Annotated in this window: 17 protein-coding genes and 1 tRNA gene; 10 read left to right on the top strand and 8 right to left on the bottom strand. The window is 49.4% G+C overall.

The window, feature by feature from the left end; translation table 11 throughout:
• Nucleotides 1–17: 17 nt before the first annotated feature.
• Nucleotides 18–827, bottom strand: a complete 810-nt coding sequence (menH, locus tag H6F51_05325) for a 2-succinyl-6-hydroxy-2,4-cyclohexadiene-1-carboxylate synthase (GenBank protein MBD1821918.1) — start codon at nt 825–827, stop codon at nt 18–20.
• A gap of 95 nt (nt 828–922) precedes the next feature.
• Between menH and H6F51_05320 the strand changes: the two genes are divergently transcribed.
• Nucleotides 923–1,942, top strand: a complete 1,020-nt coding sequence (locus H6F51_05320) for a hypothetical protein (GenBank protein MBD1821917.1) — start codon at nt 923–925, stop codon at nt 1,940–1,942.
• 34 nt (nt 1,943–1,976) lie between these two features.
• Here the strand turns inward: H6F51_05320 and H6F51_05315 are convergent, their stop codons facing one another.
• Nucleotides 1,977–2,942, bottom strand: a complete 966-nt coding sequence (locus H6F51_05315) for a YegS/Rv2252/BmrU family lipid kinase (protein ID MBD1821916.1) — start codon at nt 2,940–2,942, stop codon at nt 1,977–1,979.
• 135 nt (nt 2,943–3,077) lie between these two features.
• Here H6F51_05315 and H6F51_05310 point away from each other — a divergent pair, with 135 nt between their 5' ends.
• Entirely contained in the window at nt 3,078–3,335 is a 258-nt protein-coding gene (locus tag H6F51_05310; protein MBD1821915.1) for a chlororespiratory reduction protein 7, read from the top strand.
• On the opposite strand, the gene H6F51_05305 is transcribed toward H6F51_05310, so the two are convergent.
• Nucleotides 3,336–4,067 carry a response regulator transcription factor gene (locus H6F51_05305; protein MBD1821914.1) on the bottom strand — a complete coding sequence of 244 codons (732 nt, stop codon included), beginning with the start codon at nt 4,065–4,067 and terminating at the stop codon, nt 3,336–3,338. It abuts the gene before it with no gap.
• A gap of 234 nt (nt 4,068–4,301) precedes the next feature.
• On the opposite strand from H6F51_05305, the gene H6F51_05300 reads away from it, so the two are divergent.
• The 7 genes from H6F51_05300 (at nt 4,302) to H6F51_05270 (ending at nt 8,757) form a co-directional block, all read left to right on the top strand.
• Nucleotides 4,302–4,739, top strand: a complete 438-nt coding sequence (locus H6F51_05300) for a peroxiredoxin (protein ID MBD1821913.1) — start codon at nt 4,302–4,304, stop codon at nt 4,737–4,739.
• 161 nt (nt 4,740–4,900) lie between these two features.
• Nucleotides 4,901–6,526 (top strand): C39 family peptidase, encoded by a 1,626-nt coding sequence (locus H6F51_05295; protein ID MBD1821912.1) that lies wholly within the window; start codon nt 4,901–4,903, stop codon nt 6,524–6,526.
• A gap of 137 nt (nt 6,527–6,663) precedes the next feature.
• The gene (locus H6F51_05290; GenBank protein MBD1821911.1) at nt 6,664–6,963 is read left to right on the top strand and encodes a hypothetical protein; all 300 of its coding nucleotides are present in this window, start codon (nt 6,664–6,666) and stop codon (nt 6,961–6,963) included.
• A complete protein-coding gene (locus H6F51_05285) occupies nt 6,947–8,014 on the top strand; it encodes a tocopherol cyclase family protein (protein ID MBD1821910.1) in 1,068 nt (355 codons plus the stop codon). Before H6F51_05290 ends, H6F51_05285 begins: the two co-directional genes overlap by 17 nt.
• A gap of 11 nt (nt 8,015–8,025) precedes the next feature.
• Nucleotides 8,026–8,262, top strand: a complete 237-nt coding sequence (locus H6F51_05280) for a hypothetical protein (GenBank protein ID MBD1821909.1) — start codon at nt 8,026–8,028, stop codon at nt 8,260–8,262.
• Nucleotides 8,263–8,300: 38 nt separating this feature from the next.
• A tRNA-Arg gene (locus H6F51_05275) sits at nt 8,301–8,374 on the top strand.
• A gap of 242 nt (nt 8,375–8,616) precedes the next feature.
• Complete coding sequence (locus H6F51_05270) at nt 8,617–8,757, top strand: hypothetical protein (GenBank protein ID MBD1821908.1); 141 nt, start codon at nt 8,617–8,619, stop codon at nt 8,755–8,757.
• Between the two features lie 202 nt (nt 8,758–8,959).
• Here H6F51_05270 and H6F51_05265 read toward each other — a convergent pair whose 3' ends face one another.
• The 3 genes from H6F51_05265 to leuC form a co-directional block, all read right to left on the bottom strand.
• Nucleotides 8,960–9,490: a hypothetical protein gene (locus H6F51_05265; protein MBD1821907.1), complete on the bottom strand. Its 531-nt coding sequence runs from the start codon at nt 9,488–9,490 to the stop codon at nt 8,960–8,962.
• Between the two features lie 472 nt (nt 9,491–9,962).
• Complete coding sequence (locus H6F51_05260) at nt 9,963–10,679, bottom strand: SGNH/GDSL hydrolase family protein (GenBank protein ID MBD1821906.1); 717 nt, start codon at nt 10,677–10,679, stop codon at nt 9,963–9,965.
• Nucleotides 10,680–11,082: 403 nt separating this feature from the next.
• A complete protein-coding gene (gene leuC, locus H6F51_05255) occupies nt 11,083–12,486 on the bottom strand; it encodes a 3-isopropylmalate dehydratase large subunit (GenBank protein MBD1821905.1) in 1,404 nt (467 codons plus the stop codon).
• Nucleotides 12,487–12,639: 153 nt separating this feature from the next.
• Between leuC and H6F51_05250 the strand changes: the two genes are divergently transcribed.
• Entirely contained in the window at nt 12,640–13,260 is a 621-nt protein-coding gene (locus H6F51_05250; protein ID MBD1821904.1) for a hypothetical protein, read from the top strand.
• Here the strand turns inward: H6F51_05250 and H6F51_05245 are convergent, their stop codons facing one another.
• Nucleotides 13,261–15,612, bottom strand: coding sequence for an HDIG domain-containing protein (locus H6F51_05245; protein MBD1821903.1), 2,352 nt, complete (start codon nt 15,610–15,612; stop codon nt 13,261–13,263). It abuts the gene before it with no gap.
• A 153-nt stretch (nt 15,613–15,765) separates the two neighbouring features.
• Entirely contained in the window at nt 15,766–16,569 is an 804-nt protein-coding gene (locus H6F51_05240) for an inositol monophosphatase (GenBank protein MBD1821902.1), read from the bottom strand.
• Between the last annotated feature and the right edge of the window lie 80 nt (nt 16,570–16,649).

Genomic DNA, 16,649 nt, shown 5'->3' with positions numbered 1-16,649 from the left:
TGTGGTCTGGTGCAGCCTTAGCGATAGGGCTGCTTTTTTACGGGTTCAATCAAGAAGTCTTTGATTTGCTGGATGTACCACTCTGGACTCTCAAAATGAATATTGTGTCCAGTGTTGGACGCGATCGCTAATTCTGCCGTTTCACAGAGCGATGCCATTTCTTGATTCAGAGCGACGAACTTACGATCGCGCTCTCCTGCCATCAACAATAACGGCTGCCGATGCGATTGTAATTTCCCCCATAAGTTCGGCTGCATTCCCGTTCCCATTTCAAGAAGTGATCGCGCAAGTTCAACCGGATTGTTACGCGATCGTTCTTTCAGCATCTGCTCAAATTGTGGATGCACTTTGATCGATTGAAATAACGGCTGATTGTACCAATCGATCAAAAACTGATCAAAATCCGTCCGAATCCGATCGGCTAACTCACAATCGCGCTTGATGCGCTCCGCTCTTTCTCGTTCTGTTTTCAATCCCGGAGACCCTGACTCGATGATTGCTTTCTCAAATCGCTCTGGATAATTTAACGCCAAGTACAGCGCGAATCGTCCTCCCATTGAATAGCCGACCAAACTCGCTCGATCGATTGCTAACTCATCTAGTAAGTTGACGATCGCAGTTGCTGTATTTTCCATCGTGTACTGATCTGAAAATCGAGTTTCACCATGACCCGGAAGATCGATCGTGAGACTTCGACCCCCCAATTGCGCCGTGATCGCATCAAACTCCATACCACTGCCCAGAAATCCATGCAGAAAGACCGCGATCGACGAATCGCTCTGCCTACTTGGGTTAGAAGTCAATCGGAACGACAATTTGGTTTCCATGCACAGAGCTTAGCTGCAAGGGGGAACACTATCAATGTCTCGCTTTTTGGAAGTGGGAATCAAGGTCGTAGGACTTTCCCCAGATAATCGCCTCCATGAACTCAGAAGAAGTCTTTCAACTTATCGATCGCGTCTTGCCGTTTGAAGCGTGTCTGTTTCACCAGATTCTGCCGCTCTCCATCCAACATGGCAAACTGCACTTGGGTATGGTGATGCTCAATGATGTTGCCGCGATCGATTATGCTCGACAAATGGCGGGCTACCAAAACTACTCACTCATTCCTCAAAGCCTCTCTTCAGAAACACATCACTCCGTTCTGACCGCCTACCTAAACTACAGCCAAAATCGCCCAGCTCCGTCCAAACCACAGCCCACAGCATCCCTAGAAGCAGGCTTCCACGATAAAGACACACTGGTACTTGAAGTTCCTGACGAACAAACCGCATTAGAAACGGATGCACCCGAAGCTCAAGCAACCGTTCAGAATCCCTACATGATCCTTCCCGACTTACCCGTCAGCACCCGATACGCTGAAGAACCGATCGCGCTGCTTGCTCAACTTCCTCCATCACGCTTGCTCAAGGAACTTCTAGGACGAGTCTTAGGCAACGGGATTGGGCGATTGTTCTTTGAACGACGGGAAAGATACGGTCGAATTCTATGGAGCCAAAATGGAACCATTCAGTCTGTGATCGAAACTATCGCGCTCAACAAGTTCCAAGCCCTGATCGACGAACTCAAACATCTCACTCGTCTGCCGCTGTTTCCGGTCACTGAAATTCAGCAGGTCGAAATTGAGCGATCGTATCAGCGCGATCGGGTACTACTGCGCCTGCGAATTACACCGACGGAAGCTGGAGAGCAAGCAACGCTACAAGTTCTCCGGGGTGCAGCCCTAAAGTTTTATCAGCGCCAACAGCTCACAAGCTTAAGCCGCGATGCACTGACGATCGCGACTCGGCTCCAGCAAAAGATCAACGAACTCCATCACACAGCAACACCCCTCGCTGAACCGCGTAATGTCGTTCCTGAGATTGACCAGGTGATGCAGATCGTGGAGCAGCAGTTAACCGAACTCAAGCAAATTCGAGATTCTTATACTGAGAAGAATTAGCAGTTGTGCGGGTTTCAAGACTGCCGCAATCTCGTCAGACTGGAGCATCTTTTGGCTCAATCACAAGATCGGGTAAACCGTCGATTTTTTCAGTCGGAATTTCTGCCTCCGGATCGTTCATAAAAACGGTGAGTCCCGCCGGAACACATTCCACCTCGATCGGGGTTGTGCCGCTCATTTCGCCATCCAGCACTACTTTTTGCGGTGGATTGGTCGTGATTTTAAAGCGCTTCGATCGCAAATAGCCAATATCATCGCGTTCCGCTGGATTGCCGCTAAGAGCAGATTGCAGCAGATGATAAGTCGCAGCGATCGCGCTAGTGCGATTTGCAGGGGCAACGATCGTCAAATCCAGCATTCCATCATCGACAATCAACCCTGCTGGGCCTTGAGCGAGTACCGAAGTGGCAGGAGCGGCATTCGCCACGGTGAGCGCCGAAGCGGTAAACGAAATAATCTTCTCGTCGGTTTCGACTTCGGCTTCAAAGCGATCTAGATCCCGCAGCTTGCGGATACCTGCAAGAACATAGGCCAGAATTCCCAGCCGATTCTTGGCTTCGCGGCTGGCAAGCTGAATTGTTTCTGCTTCAAATCCAATCCCGGCGAGCAGAATCATCGGGTGCTTGTTGCAGAATGCTACGTCAATTACTTTCGTTTGCTGATTCAGAATCGTTTCGCAGGCAGCTTCGATCGTCGTGGGGATCGAGAGCGCATTTGCAAACGCATTTGCAGTCCCGCGTGCGATCACACCTAAAGGAATCTCCGTGCGGATCACAGCATTCGCCGCAGCAGAAACTGTACCGTCTCCGCCTGACACAAACAGCGCGTCTACACCTTCGCTGACTGATTCTGCTGCAAGTTCATCCGCATCGCGATCGGGAGAAGTTAATTTCGTTTCTAAGTCGAACTTTTCGCTTAATAACCACTGGATTAGCTCTAATTCCTGTTCTGCGTTTCCCTGACCCGCCACCGGATTAAAAATTAAATGTGCTTTCTGCATAGCGATTCAAGAATAATATATCTCCTGAATATCACGCACTGAGAGCGATCGGGGTCTGACTTGTGGGAGATTCTTCGCTCTAGAGGAGGGCAGAAGTGCAAAAATGGGAATGCTCTTGATTCCCTAACAAATCTTATGTCTGCGGCAACTATGTATGATGAGGAGCATTTTGTCGTGCTCGAAACGAACCAGCCTGAAGCGATCCTAACCGCGACTGAATTGAGCGAAAAGCTACGATCGATTCTCGCAGCTCGGCAAGACGAATTGCCCACAGATATCAAACAAGCGGGTGGGATCGACGATCAGATCCGCTATCTGATCGATACCACTTGTGAGCTAGGTATGGCTTCCGGTGAGTATTTGCAGTGGTATGCAATTCGGCTCGAAAAGTAATTAACCTGCCATCTGAACTTCTTCGATGCTTTCGCTGGGCAGTTCTAGACAGTAACCCGCACCATACACCGTTTTGATGTATTTCGGATGCCGGGGATCAGGTTCAAGCTTGGTTCTCAAATGGCGCACATGCACCCGAATGGTTTCGATATCATCATCGGGATCATATCCCCAAACTTCCTTGAGGATTTCGCTCGGAGAAACAGTCTGACCGTGGCGCTGAAGCAAGCAGTGCAGCAGTTCAAACTCTAGATGCGTCAGCTTTACGGTTTTGCCAAACCAGATCGCCTCAAAGCGTTCGGGCACTAGGATCAAAGGGCCATAGCTGAGAATTTCAGAGTGTTTTGCGGCTTGGGGAATGCGATCGGTACGACGCAACAATGCTCGGACTCGCGCCAGCATTTCATCGACTTCAAACGGCTTCTTCAGATAGTCGTCTGCGCCTGCATTGAAGCCCTCCACAATGTTTTGAGTTTGACTGAGCGCGGTCAGCATCAAGACGGGAATATCGGCGGTGCGCTCATCGCGGCGAATGCGCTGACAGATCGTAAAGCCATCGACTTGCGGCAGCATCAGATCCAACAAAATCAGATCGGGTTGGAGCTGGAGTGCGAGGGCTTGTCCGCGATTGCCATCTGAGGCTTGACTGACATCGTAGCCTGCCATCTCTAGGTTGACTGCGACGAGTTCCGCGATCGTTGGGTCGTCATCAATAATTAAGATTCTAGGCATAATTAATCTCTTCTTACTAAAGGAGGGTGATCGATCAGGAGTAGAGGCTCAAACTTTTATAAAGATTCCTGTTCAGATTATACGTAAGGATCATATTTTCTTCGCTATATGAAGCAAATTTGAGTCAGGAACCCATAAATCGATCGACGTAAACCACCCGAATTCTTTGTAATTAAAACGTAGAAGTAGAAGATTACAATTTATGACGGAATATCTTCTAAAGGAGCCATCTCTATGCCGCTCAATGTGGGCGATACTGCCCCCGATTTCACCGTAAAAGACACGAACGGCAACACCGTTAAGCTCTCAGACTATGCAGGTCGAGCGGTCGTATTGTATTTCTATCCCAAGGACGACACGCCCGGTTGCACCAAAGAAGCGTGCAGTTTTCGTGACAATTACACCCAGTACACCAGTAAAGGAATTCCTGTGTTTGGCGTAAGTATGGACGATGAAGCCTCACACCAGCGCTTCACCGAAAAATACAGTCTGCCGTTTCCACTCCTTGCAGATACCAATGGAGCCATCACCCAAGCCTATGATGTCGATGGCGGCGGCTATTCCAAGCGCGTGACTTATGTGGTGGGTGCAGATGGCAAGATCGTTCAAGTGCATACGACGATTCAGACGGATACTCACGCAACGGATATCTTGCAGCAATTAGCCCTGTAGCCCGTTATTTTCGATCGAAGCTCAATCTCCTGATCTCCTGCGATCGGGAGATTCTTTTTTGCAAATCGTGCAGCAGAAGTATAGTTGTCAGAACAGGGGCGCATCCGATCGCGCCATGTTTCGTCTTTGGTTTTTGCACACCGTTTTTCAGCGAAAAGAGTATGACAGACACGACGATCGCAGCCAATTCGCTAACTTCAGGAGGCGGGAGTGCGCCTCCAACCTATGCTGGGCCTTTAGAAGTATTGGTGAATAAGCCAGTGGTTCTCAAGGGCAACTATGATGCTGCTCGTATCAGGCGGATCACATTGATGGCTGAAGATAAAGTGAACCTAGATGTGAAGCTCAACAATGGAACCTGGCAGGTCTCGATGCCGCGAGGATTCTCCACACCCGGAGCGCGTTGGCTGCGGCTCAGAGGATTTGATGCCAGCAATAAGCTCATCGAAAATCGCGTCTTTTACATTACTGTGAGCCGTAATCCGTTAACGGTGGGACAGTCTCTTTCTGTGAAACTGCTGCGAGACACCTTTTTCAAGGTTTCAACCGAGGATTCTGCGCGGCTCAACACTCAGCAAAAGGTATTAGTCAAAGCCGGACAAACATTTCCCGTACTGCGATACGGCTTTATTGATGGGCATTTGAAATTAGAGCTAGGGAGCACAATCGCGCCGATCGGAAATTTTGGTTATTTCTACGAAGACCATGTGCAACTGACGAAAGGAGCACAGATTCTCAGGTTTTCGCTTGATGATGTTCCCGATATTCCTTTAGCAGCACATCTTCTGATCACCCAAACCACCTTTTTCAAAACTTCTCCTGCCGATTCTTCGCTGCTGGCAGCTAATCAAAGAACAAACGTGCTGAAAGGTCAAGTCTTTCAAATTACAGGATATGCCTGCACTCGCGGACATTTTCGAGTGACGCTGAAAGATCCGATCCCCGGTTTTGGCGATCGTGGCTTTATCTTCTGGCAGTATGCCCAGATTGAGCGCAACGGGCGGGAAGTGCCCTATGATTCGAGTGCTTTAACGGTGACAGCGCTACGCGACACCGTGATCAAAAAGCGTCCGGTGGATTCGTCGGAGCTTCAACCGGATGAACGATCGACCTTTAATGCGAATGAGTTTTACGGGGTCGCAAGCTACATGATTGAAGGCGGACATATCAAAGTGTCACTGAATGAAGAATTGCCGAACTTTGGGAATACGGGCTATATATTCCCGGACTTTGTGCGGATGAGTCGGGGCAATCGCGCCTTTAATCCGATTCCCGGTTCTGTTGAATTGAATGTGCCGTACTTCTCACAGCGAGACAATCCCCGGTTTTACTGGTCTACTTGTAATGTGACGGCGATCGCGATGTGTATGTCCTATCTTGGAACTCGCGCCCGTGAAGGCGGTCAACTTGAAGATGAATTGTTGCAGTGGTGCTTCATCGAAGATGGAGAAGGATCTCAAATCAATCACAACACCTTATCGAAGCTGATCGATGCTTATGGATTTGATGGCACGTTTAGTACCGAGTGGACATTTCGGGACGTGCGAGAAGAACTGATCAATGGTCGTCCGGTGGTGTTGTGTGGCATGTTTACGTCTTATGGTCATATTGTGACGGTGATTGGCTATACGCCGAATGGCTATATTGTGAATGATCCTTGGGGGGATGCTTTAACTGGATATGCAGATACCGAGGGACGTAAGCTGCTTTATCCTTATGACTATACGAATCGCGTTTGCGGCCCCGATGGGAAGGTGTGGGCGCATTTTATCCGGCGTAGAGCCTAAGTGATGCGGTCAATAGTGATGCGGTCAATGCTGCTGAGGCGTTTCGCCGAAATGTCTTGGCAGCATTGGAAAAACGATCGAATTCTTCTAGGATCAAATTGATCCCAAATTATTAGACGATCGCTCAAAATAGAATCATGCTTTCAGTATTCCTGATTCTTACGATCGCGCTTGTTCCCTCGGTTCTGACGTTGCTGCTCCAGCATCGGCTGGAGTCTCAAGCTCAGCAGCGCCTTCGAGCAGCGATGGCAGCCGCAGAGCGGCGGCAACTCCAAAACTTGCTTCGCCTCCCCCCGGATCATCACCGTGTCGAAGGGATCGGAACCCTCGTCGGCGATTTTACCTGCATTTATAATGCGCGATCGCCCTATCTTCGATGCGCGGTCAATCCCTCCGGCCCTTGTGAAAATTGTCGATTGTATGCCTCAAAATACTAGCCCCCTGCCGACTCCCCACAGTGGTTATCACTGGAATCGAATTCCTCGCCGCTTTTTTGAGGGGTGGTATTACCGCGTCACCTTACCGGAAATCGGTCAAACGTTTGCGTTTATGTATTCGATCGAAGATCCTCAAGGCGGGCAACCCACAAGCGGCGGTGTGGCTCAAATTTTAGGCATTGATGATGAGTATCTGTGCCGGACTTTTCCTGACCCGAATCGATTTTGGGCAGCACCTGATCGACTGGCTTTAGGACATTGGCGGCAATCGGGCAAACCTCAGCTTTTAGATCCGCAAGCGTTCGATCGCACCATTTCTGAAGGATATCAAGCCACAGAAACCTGGCATCAAGGACGACTGAAAGAGCCAAACGGGAATTTTGCAGAATGGCAATATGCGATCGCGCCTGTGTATGGGTGGGGCGATCGACAATCCACCGCAGGCTTGCTCTCATCGCTCCAGATTTTTGAACCTGGATGGCAAATTCTCATGGCTCATGGACACGCCACAGGTTACATCAATTGGAATGACAAGAACTATGAATTTGTCAATGCTCCCGCCTATAGTGAAAAGAACTGGGGCGGAGCATTTCCGAGTAAATGGTTTTGGCTCAACTGCAACGCATTCGACAATGAACCAGATTTAGCGCTTACCGCAGGCGGGGGACGGCGCGGAGTGCTTTGGTGGACAGAATCGGTTGCGATGGTTGGAATTCACTATCGGGGTCAGTTCTACGAATTTGTGCCCTGGAATGCCGAAGTGAATTGGGTGATTCGTCCTTGGGGCTATTGGCGCATGGATGCTCGAAACCGACAGTATCGAGTCACCGTGACCGGAACCACAGATTTACCGGGAACACCGTTACGAGCACCGACGATCGACGGAATGCAGTTTGTTTGCCGTGACACGATGCGAGGGAATGTGACGGTGGAACTGTGGGATCAGGCAGAACGTCTGATTGTAAGAGCGACGAGCGATTTATGTGGACTAGAAACGGGTGGCGCTCCCTGGGATGAAACTTGGGCTTCTGGATGTGGGCTCAATTTTTAAGGAGGACAATCATGCAAAACTTGCTCGTGTTTGCTGTAGTTGTATTGATGGTTTTAGGGTTGATTTCGCTGGGGGAACTGATTGGGCGATCGCTCAAATCTCGCAATTCCGAACCTGTAGATTATACGCCTGTGAGTGAAGCGATCGGAAACGGACTGATCGGCGCAGAACCCGGTGATGGCTCTCATTTCTTTGGTGCGATCGCGGCTTTCTTTTCGCGCTTTCTCGAACATTTCTTACATCACTAATCCCGTTTTAGATGAGATTGCTATAATGCCACTCATCCGGGGCTGTAGCTCAGTTGGATAGAGCGATCGCCTCCTAAGCGATAGGTCGAGGGTTCGAGTCCCGCCAGTCCCGTAACACTCAAAACCTATATACAGTAAGGCTAAAGCCCGATATGAGCAATCTTAGGCAATCCTTGAAATGCTCTAAAATGGTCGCTATTTTCCAGAGATTTAAGCCCAGAATTAAGAACCGTTGATTTCCACTTCTGTTTCAGCCCATTTTTTGAAATACTTCTACTAACCCAAGTTGCGAGTTCAAGGAAGGAGGGCTACTGGCAGAGAAATGGTCATGAAAACTAGCCCGTCCTGGCAGCAATGAGAACGATGCAGGTCGTCGCTGATACTTCTGGTTATGGCATGAAAGCAGATTCGAGCGTTTGGACGAAGATGAATGCAGTGAGTTTGGGCAGAAAGCCATTGTCACAGCATGAATGGACTTCGGGAAGCGCAGCGTAATCTGACTAAAGACCGTTTCGATGGCATGACGGGTCGTTTGCTGGATGTATGCCAAGGCAGGGAAATCGGGACGAGTGGAATTGCGTTTGCGGGCGACCTGCAAGCAAATTTCTTCGGTGTTCTTGAGGTCATCTTCAGCTTGATAGTCGGTGTAGGCGGCATCGACATAGACTTCGCTTTCAGCTTCTCTAGACTCTACCTCTCAATCGCTTCCATCCTCAAAAAGCTTCTCAAACAACGCTGGCTGCAAGATTTCACCTTGCCTATCGATGATCATGGGCAACCTCCACCCTGCTAAACGGACTGACTTCCAAGGGGCATTGACAGAAATAGAAGCGGGGTCGAAAGCAGTCAAATCAAATTGCCCTGTACGCTCTTCACTCTCAAGCACGTTCGAGAGTTCAATCTCATGGCGTTTGGTGCCGAAAAATTCTACCGTGTTCAGGTAAAGGTTCTGTTCGGTATCATCAAAGTCAATGCTAGCCACATAGAACTTGCCATACAGCCACATACTGCCCGCGAAGACAGCACCGAGACTCCCAACAAAAGCACCGATCGCGATTCGTTCCGGCAGCGGTTTTAACCTGCCACCATCTCCTGGAGCCTCACCATAATGCTGCACTAAATTGGCGCCTGCGTATGTAGTTCCAACCAAGGTAGCGAGTGACAACAGCATGATGAAACGGACTTTCAGCAATTGGTTACCAGCGCGGAAGACGGGAATTCTAGCCATGTGATCGAGGATGAATGCTCAAGACTCTAGATAGTGATATCATCCCATGCCGGGCTGTCCTGCCGAACCAAGTCTCATCGTTTGTAACGGTTCAGGAGCCTATCGCGATAACGGAAGCGATCGTTGCTTGATGTAACGATTGCCTGCTACTTGATCCGCTTTGCAGGAAAACCTCTTTCTGTTTGGCGCGATCGCGCTTCTGTAGGGGGTGCAACTGTTAGCAGAAGCGCGATCATGCCTTCAGAGGTGGTAACACTTAGATTGCGAGGTGGTAACCCTGTTAAATCCTTGCGATTAGTAGATTTCAGGTATTGCGCTCAGCTAATTAGGATTACGCCTGTTACCACCTGTTACCACCTTAATTGTAGAGGTGGTAACGCTCAAAAGTATTGATTTTATTGGCGTTTTGACTTGTCGTTACCACCGTGATCGATAATGCAGAGTCTATCCACCATTCATCGCTTGCTGTTAGTTAACGTATCCGCAGGACATAGGGAAGAAAGGCGCGTCGTACTTCCGATGCACCCTTTAGACTTGGCTCGATCGTGGCTGTGAACCAGGATAAGTCACCACTCAGAAAATGAGCGTGGAGATCGATTAGTTGCCCGTAGCGGTGGGCAATGTCTGCAACCGCCCTGTTCATGCGCTCAAGATTTTTGCGAGCAACTTTTGCCTCAATGCCTAAGAAATTTCGATTGTCATCGCCCAGTGTAGGGTCATACACATTGCCCAGCAGAACTGGACGAATGGGTAACTGCTGCACGAAGCAGTCAAGCGCGTTGGCAAAGGTTGTCATGCCTACGCCCCGATCGCCGATTAATCCACCCAGAAGATCATTACCCCCGATCGTGATTAAAGCAATGGCAGGTTCTTGAACCTGCAATCCCTGGACTTGCAACTGTAGCCCTTCTACAGTTGCACCATCACGGGCACGATGGTCAAGGCGAGCCGGACCGCGTGATGCAAGATCCTGACCCTGAAATTCGGGAAACAAACGATCATCATTCTGAACGAGCAGTTGCCCTGGGTGAACTCCAGACTCGTTGTATCGTCCACAATCGAGAATCGAATCGCCAAACGTGTACAGCGTTACCATGGTTTGTTCTCGTGTGCAGCCTAACAGGGCTAGGACACTTGTCCCTGCGATCGCTTGCATAAACCGTCGTCGTGGGAATTGAACTGGAGCCATTGCCCTTCCCTAATTGCCCTTCCCTATTTGTTTGAGGCTAACACGAGGGAACAACAGGACATACTGATCAGAAGATGGATTTGCAAACTGTGACGGTAAACCCAAATTGAGTACACTCAAAGAAAGCGGTGGTAATGGCTATGACAAATTTGGGTGAATTGTCTCATTGATTTGGTATTACATTATTATCGCAATTTGCTCTGGTGTTGTAGAAATCAATAATTTGCTGTTCGTAGCTCATTTTAATGTCGTTTGTTCTATTCAGAGGCAGAATAGCAACGAAGACAACCCCCCTTTATGCTCTTCAGCCTGAGCCATTGATTGGTGCACCAATCCCTGTATTGTTGTGCAACCGAACCGACCTTTTGACGATCGTTTCGGTTTGCACTGCGTCCTCGTTCCACTACATCAATTCGCGCACGTCCGTTACTTTCCCGGTAATTGCGGCGGCTGCAACCATTGCGGGACTCATTAACAACGTGCGACCTGATGCTGATCCCTGTCGTCCTTTGAAGTTCCGATTCGATGAGGACGCGCTGATTTGCCGCCCTTGCAGTTTGTCGGGGTTCATCGCTAAACACATCGAGCATCCAGGTTCACGCCACTCGAATCCGGCTTCCACAAAGATGCGATCGAGTCCTTCCTGCTCAGCTTGGGATTTCACTCGTTCCGATCCCGGCACCACAAACGCTTTCACGCCCTCAGCAACGCGCCGCCCTTGAGCCACTCGCGCTGCTTCGCGCAAATCAGAAATTCGTCCGTTCGTGCAGCTTCCGATAAAGCAGACATCGATTTTAGTTCCCTGAAGGGGTTCGCCCGGTTTGAGATCCATGTATTGATAGGCTTCAAGCGCGATCGCTCTTTCGTCGTCCGGCATTACCTCTGGAGTAGGAACCGTTTCGGTTACACCAATTCCCTGTCCCGGAGTAATCCCCCAAGTCACAGTTGGAGTAATATCAGCCGCATCAAAAACAACAACATCATCGTAAACAGCATCGGCATCACTGCGGAGACTGTTCCACCAGGACACAGCTTTGTCCCATTCTTCGCCTTTGGGTGCAAACTCACGCCCTTTGAGATAGTCGTAAGTCGTTGGATCGGGATTTACATAGCCGCAGCGTGCGCCGCCTTCGATCGACATATTGCAAACGGTCATGCGCTCTTCCATGCTCATTTGCTCGAAGGTTGTACCTGCGAACTCGTAAGCGTAACCGACTCCACCTTTCACGCCAAGTTTGCGAATGATGTGCAGAATGACATCTTTGGCATATACGCCTGGATTGAGCTTGCCATTGACTTCGATTTTTCTGACCTTGAGCTTAGAGAGCGCTAGGGTTTGAGAGGCAAGCACATCGCGGACTTGACTCGTTCCGATACCGAATGCGATCGCGCCGAATGCTCCATGGGTCGAGGTGTGGCTATCTCCACAAGCGATCGTCATTCCGGGCTGAGTGAGTCCTTGTTCGGGTGCAATGACGTGAACAATGCCTTGACTGCCAGAGCCAACCGGATAAAAGCGAATATTGTTCGATTGAGTATTTTTCTCAAGTTCTTGCAGCATTTCTTCAGCAAGTGAATCGAGAAACGGACGGGCTTGATTGTCGGTGGGAATAATGTGGTCAACGGTTGCGACTGTGCGATCGGGAAAAAGCACTTTCAGTCCGCGCTCTCGCAGCATCGAAAACGCCTGTGGACTGGTGACTTCATGAATGAGATGTAGCCCGATGAAAAGCTGAGTTTGTCCCGATGGCAGAATCCCGACGGTGTGCAAGTCCCAAACCTTATCGAACAATGTCCCGGTACTCATGGTAGTGATGTGGTGACGTATACAAGCAAAGATTCATCTTATCGCACAGTGGTAGAGACAGGAGTGATTCAGGTTGGGACAAAATGATCAAAATTTGATAGTACAAAAACTCACATCACTGTAAAATGCCAGTGAATGAGCGAGGAGAAGGCTATGCGATTAGGCAAAGTGGTGAAGTCGAATTCTCATTGTGATTACATTGTGCAGGTAGATGATGTAATGGATTTTGCCGAAGCTCCACTGCCTGATGATTATGGCTTTGGAACATTCGTCAAGCTCGAAGATGAGTCGCGAAATGGGGGTAGTTCGCGCCATTGGGCAGTAGGAATTGTCTACAATTCGCAGTTATTCAATCCACTGTTTCTCAATTCTGGAATTCGCTTGACCAGTGAGCCTGATCCATTGTTCACACCGGATCAAGTGCAAGAAGTTCGGACGCTGCTCTGGACGGTTTTGGTGGGAGAGCTAGATACTCATAACGGTAGACGATACGGAATTCAAGGCATTCCGCGTGTGGTCGTTCCGGTGAATACCCCTGTACAGAGAATGACTTGGGAAGAGATCTATCACTTTCACCTGAATAAGATGGGCCGATCGCAGTTCTGTTACTACAGTCATTTACTGCACTGTGGCGGAACGTTCTCGGAACAGTTAACCCATCAAGTGCTAGAAGAACTAATCGAATCCAAGCTATTTCAGGGAGCCGAAGAAAGAGCATTAATTGTGCTGTGCAAAGAGCTTGCTTGGAAAACTACAATGGGCGCAATGAAATAGCTAAGACTTCACCTTTGGATACACAATGCGCTGATGGTTGGATTGTTGCCACACTTGAACAAACACTTGCGCGATCGTACTCATCTGCGATCGTGTGAGTCCCGATTCATCTAATTGACCATCTTTCCATCGTGCGGACAGAATCTTATTGATCATGTTCAAGGCTTCTTCGGGTGTGGCATCTTTGAGCGATCGCAAAGCTGCTTCACAAGAATCGGCTAACATTACAATCCCAGTTTCACGAGACTGCGGTGCAGGGCCGTCATAGCGAAAATCCGCCTCATTGACTTTGATCTCAGGATCAAGTTTCGCTTGTTGTTGGGCTTGATGGTAGAAATACGCGATCGTCATCGTACCTTGATGCTCAGGAATAAAAGCTTGTACTGCCTTGGGTAATCTGGCTCGACGTGCCATCACAATTCCTTCCGTGACGTGCTTTTTAATGATCGCTGCACTCCTCCACGGGTCATCGATCGCATCATGCTTGTTCACACCGCCCATTTGGTTCTCGATAAATCCTAGGGGGTCGTGCATCTTACCAATGTCGTGATAAAGCGTTCCGGCTCTAGTAAGTTCAACATTGCAGCCTAATTCTCGTGCGGCAGCTTCTGCTAGATTTGCCACAAACAAAGTATGTTGAAAGGTTCCGGGAGTCTCAGCAGCTAAGCGTTTGAGCAAGGATCGATTAGGATTTGCAAGTTCAACCAAGCGTAAAGTAGTCACAACATCAAACAAGTGCTCTAGATAAGGGCTAATCCCGATCGCGACAATGCTCCAGGCTAACCCTAACAATGCTTCAAGTCCGACCCGACCGATCAGACCATACAAACTCATTCCCGACACTGCACCTAACAATAGATAGAGTAATCCTTGAGTTAGTCCTACACCTAATCCCAGCAAAGCTAGCTCCTCACGCGATCGCACTCGCGCCGCCAAAGCTGCCACAATTAATCCGGCTGCTGCACTAGGAATCCATTGCATTGCCCCCAATCCCATGCCGATCGGTAACATCACCGTCAGCAATCCTACTCCGGTCACTGCCAACACCGAGCCGTAAAATGTGCCCATCAAAAACCCGATCGCCGGTAAATTTGTCGAAGGTGCATTAATCATCACCATCAACGGGGTACTAAGACACATTAATCCCACCAGCCAATAGTCTCGATATCGTAGTCCTTTGGGATGATAGCGCTGCTCTAATCTCCAAAAGATCGTGACTGTTCCAGTAACTAATCCACCAAACACAATCAGACCAAACCAATTGGTTTCGCGCCGGCTCAGGTTGAAGTAGTCCAGCAAGATGAAATCACGGGCTGAAATAACTTGTCCACTGGTAACGATCGTTTCTCCCTGCCGGATTTCGATCATCACAGGTTTAACGTCTTGCGCCGCTTTTTCAGCTTGCACATGAGTTTGTTCATCATCGCGCGTTAAATTGGGCTTTAGCGAAGCCAGCAACAATTTCGTTGCGATCGCTCTGGTTTCTGGTGGCATTGTGTCTTCGACGTTGCGCTCGATCGCGGTTTCAAGCTGGTCTGGAGACAGTCCAGGTGCAATCCCCTGCGCTAGCATTCGATCGACAATTTGCATGACTTCGCTTTGGGTCTTCTGCCACATCGGATCAGAAATCTCTAGCACCGTCGAATCATACGGCGGTTGAATCAGCCCGATCGTCGTCGCATAGCGTTGTCGCACCATCGTAATCTGACGAATCAGGCTAGATAAGCGCTCGGCTGAATTTTGATTGCGGTAGCGAATGAGTTCGATCGTCGCTTGGCGCTGAATGGCATCATTGAGCTGAGTGCTCAGGTGATTCGTGCGATCCTGAGTTGCAGCAATCACTATTTCCCATTCCCAATCTTTCGCTTTGCGTAAGTATTGCTGAGCGGATTCTGAAAGTATTTGCGATTCGATGTATGGAAATTGTCCAAGCTGCTGCCGTAATGTGACTCCTTTTGCGAGCTGGGCTTGTACGGCGTGTCGAGACTGATTTGAGGCGAGCGCATCCAGTCTTAACATTGGCATTAGGGTATCGCGAGCAGTTCTGCGCCGTTCCTCGGTCGCTTGTTGATTTTCAACGGCAGCATCGCTGGGAGCCTCGATCGTTTCAGGGGCGATTTTGCCCACGCTCAACCGGGGTTGATTATAAAACTGTCGTCCCAATGCGCCTGTAAATACGATCGAGGTGGCGATGATCAGGATGGGCGTTGGAATCGCAGGCTTGTGCGCGAGTTGTTTTCGCAGCCCACTAACGCGCTTGAGCGATCGCACGGAGGCAGAGTGATGGAGATGTTTTTCTCCTTCGCTACAAATTCGCTGAAATTGTTGCATCCAAGAGCGAAGGGAATTCATCACGCTGATCACCACCTGTTGTGACTTGTGTTGTTTTGCGATCGCACATGACCTCTCGACTCATTATAGGAGCCATTTGTTAAATGGATTCTGCCGCGATCGATTCTCGTTTACAAGTCTCAGAATTGAGATAGAACTGTTAATTTTAGGGTATCAATGGGCTTGAACGTGTAGCAGTTCAGCACTGAGGCGATCGTGAATTCTTCCATTCGTGGCAAGAATTCTTCCGGATGAAAGCTGCATAGAAGTTTGGTCATAGGCAGTCACTTTGCCGCCTGCTTCTTCGACGAGAACAATTCCGGCTGCGATATCCCAGATTGATAATCCCCGCTCCCAATATCCATCGAATCGACCGGCTGCCACGTATGCGAGGTCGAGTGCTGCGGCTCCATCGCGTCGCACGCCTTGAGTAAGGTGGGTCAGATGCGCGAATTCTGGGTAGTTGGTGTCTGGAGTTTGTCTTCGATCGTAAGCAAATCCCGTCACCAATAAGCTTTTCTCTAGTTCAGTTGTAGAGGACACGCGGAGCGACCGCCGATTACAAGTCGCCCCTAATCCTTTTGCAGCGCGGAATAGTTCTTGATGGATCGGATTAAATACCACACCCACTTGCGGCACTCCTTCGATCAGTAAGCCGATCGACACCGCAACAAACGGGTATTGATGGGCGTAATTCGTCGTGCCATCGAGCGGATCGATCGCCCAGAGAAATTCGCTTTGTCGATCGCCCAATTGCCCAGATTCTTCTGCCAAAATTGGATGCTCTGGCACATGGCGCTTGAGAACCGAGAGAACTGCATCTTCAGCAGCGCGATCGGCTTCGGTGACTAAATCTCCGGGACGACCTTTTTCGCGAATGTCTTCGAGTTTGCCCCAATGGGTTTGGAGAACGGCTCCAGCAGCAAGAGCGGCTTCGGTGGCGATGTCGAGGAAAATTTCTAATTGACGAGAATTCATAGAATCAAGGCTAAAGGCTCAAGCTATTCTATGATTTTGGGGAGGAGAGCGATCGACATCGAATCATAAATCCAACCGTT

The sequence above is a fragment of the Cyanobacteria bacterium FACHB-DQ100 genome (assembly GCA_014695195.1).
GTDB lineage: Bacteria > Cyanobacteriota > Cyanobacteriia > Leptolyngbyales > Leptolyngbyaceae > Leptolyngbya.
Note: the sequence above shows the minus strand (reverse complement) of the source record. Positions and strands in the feature narration are given on the sequence as shown.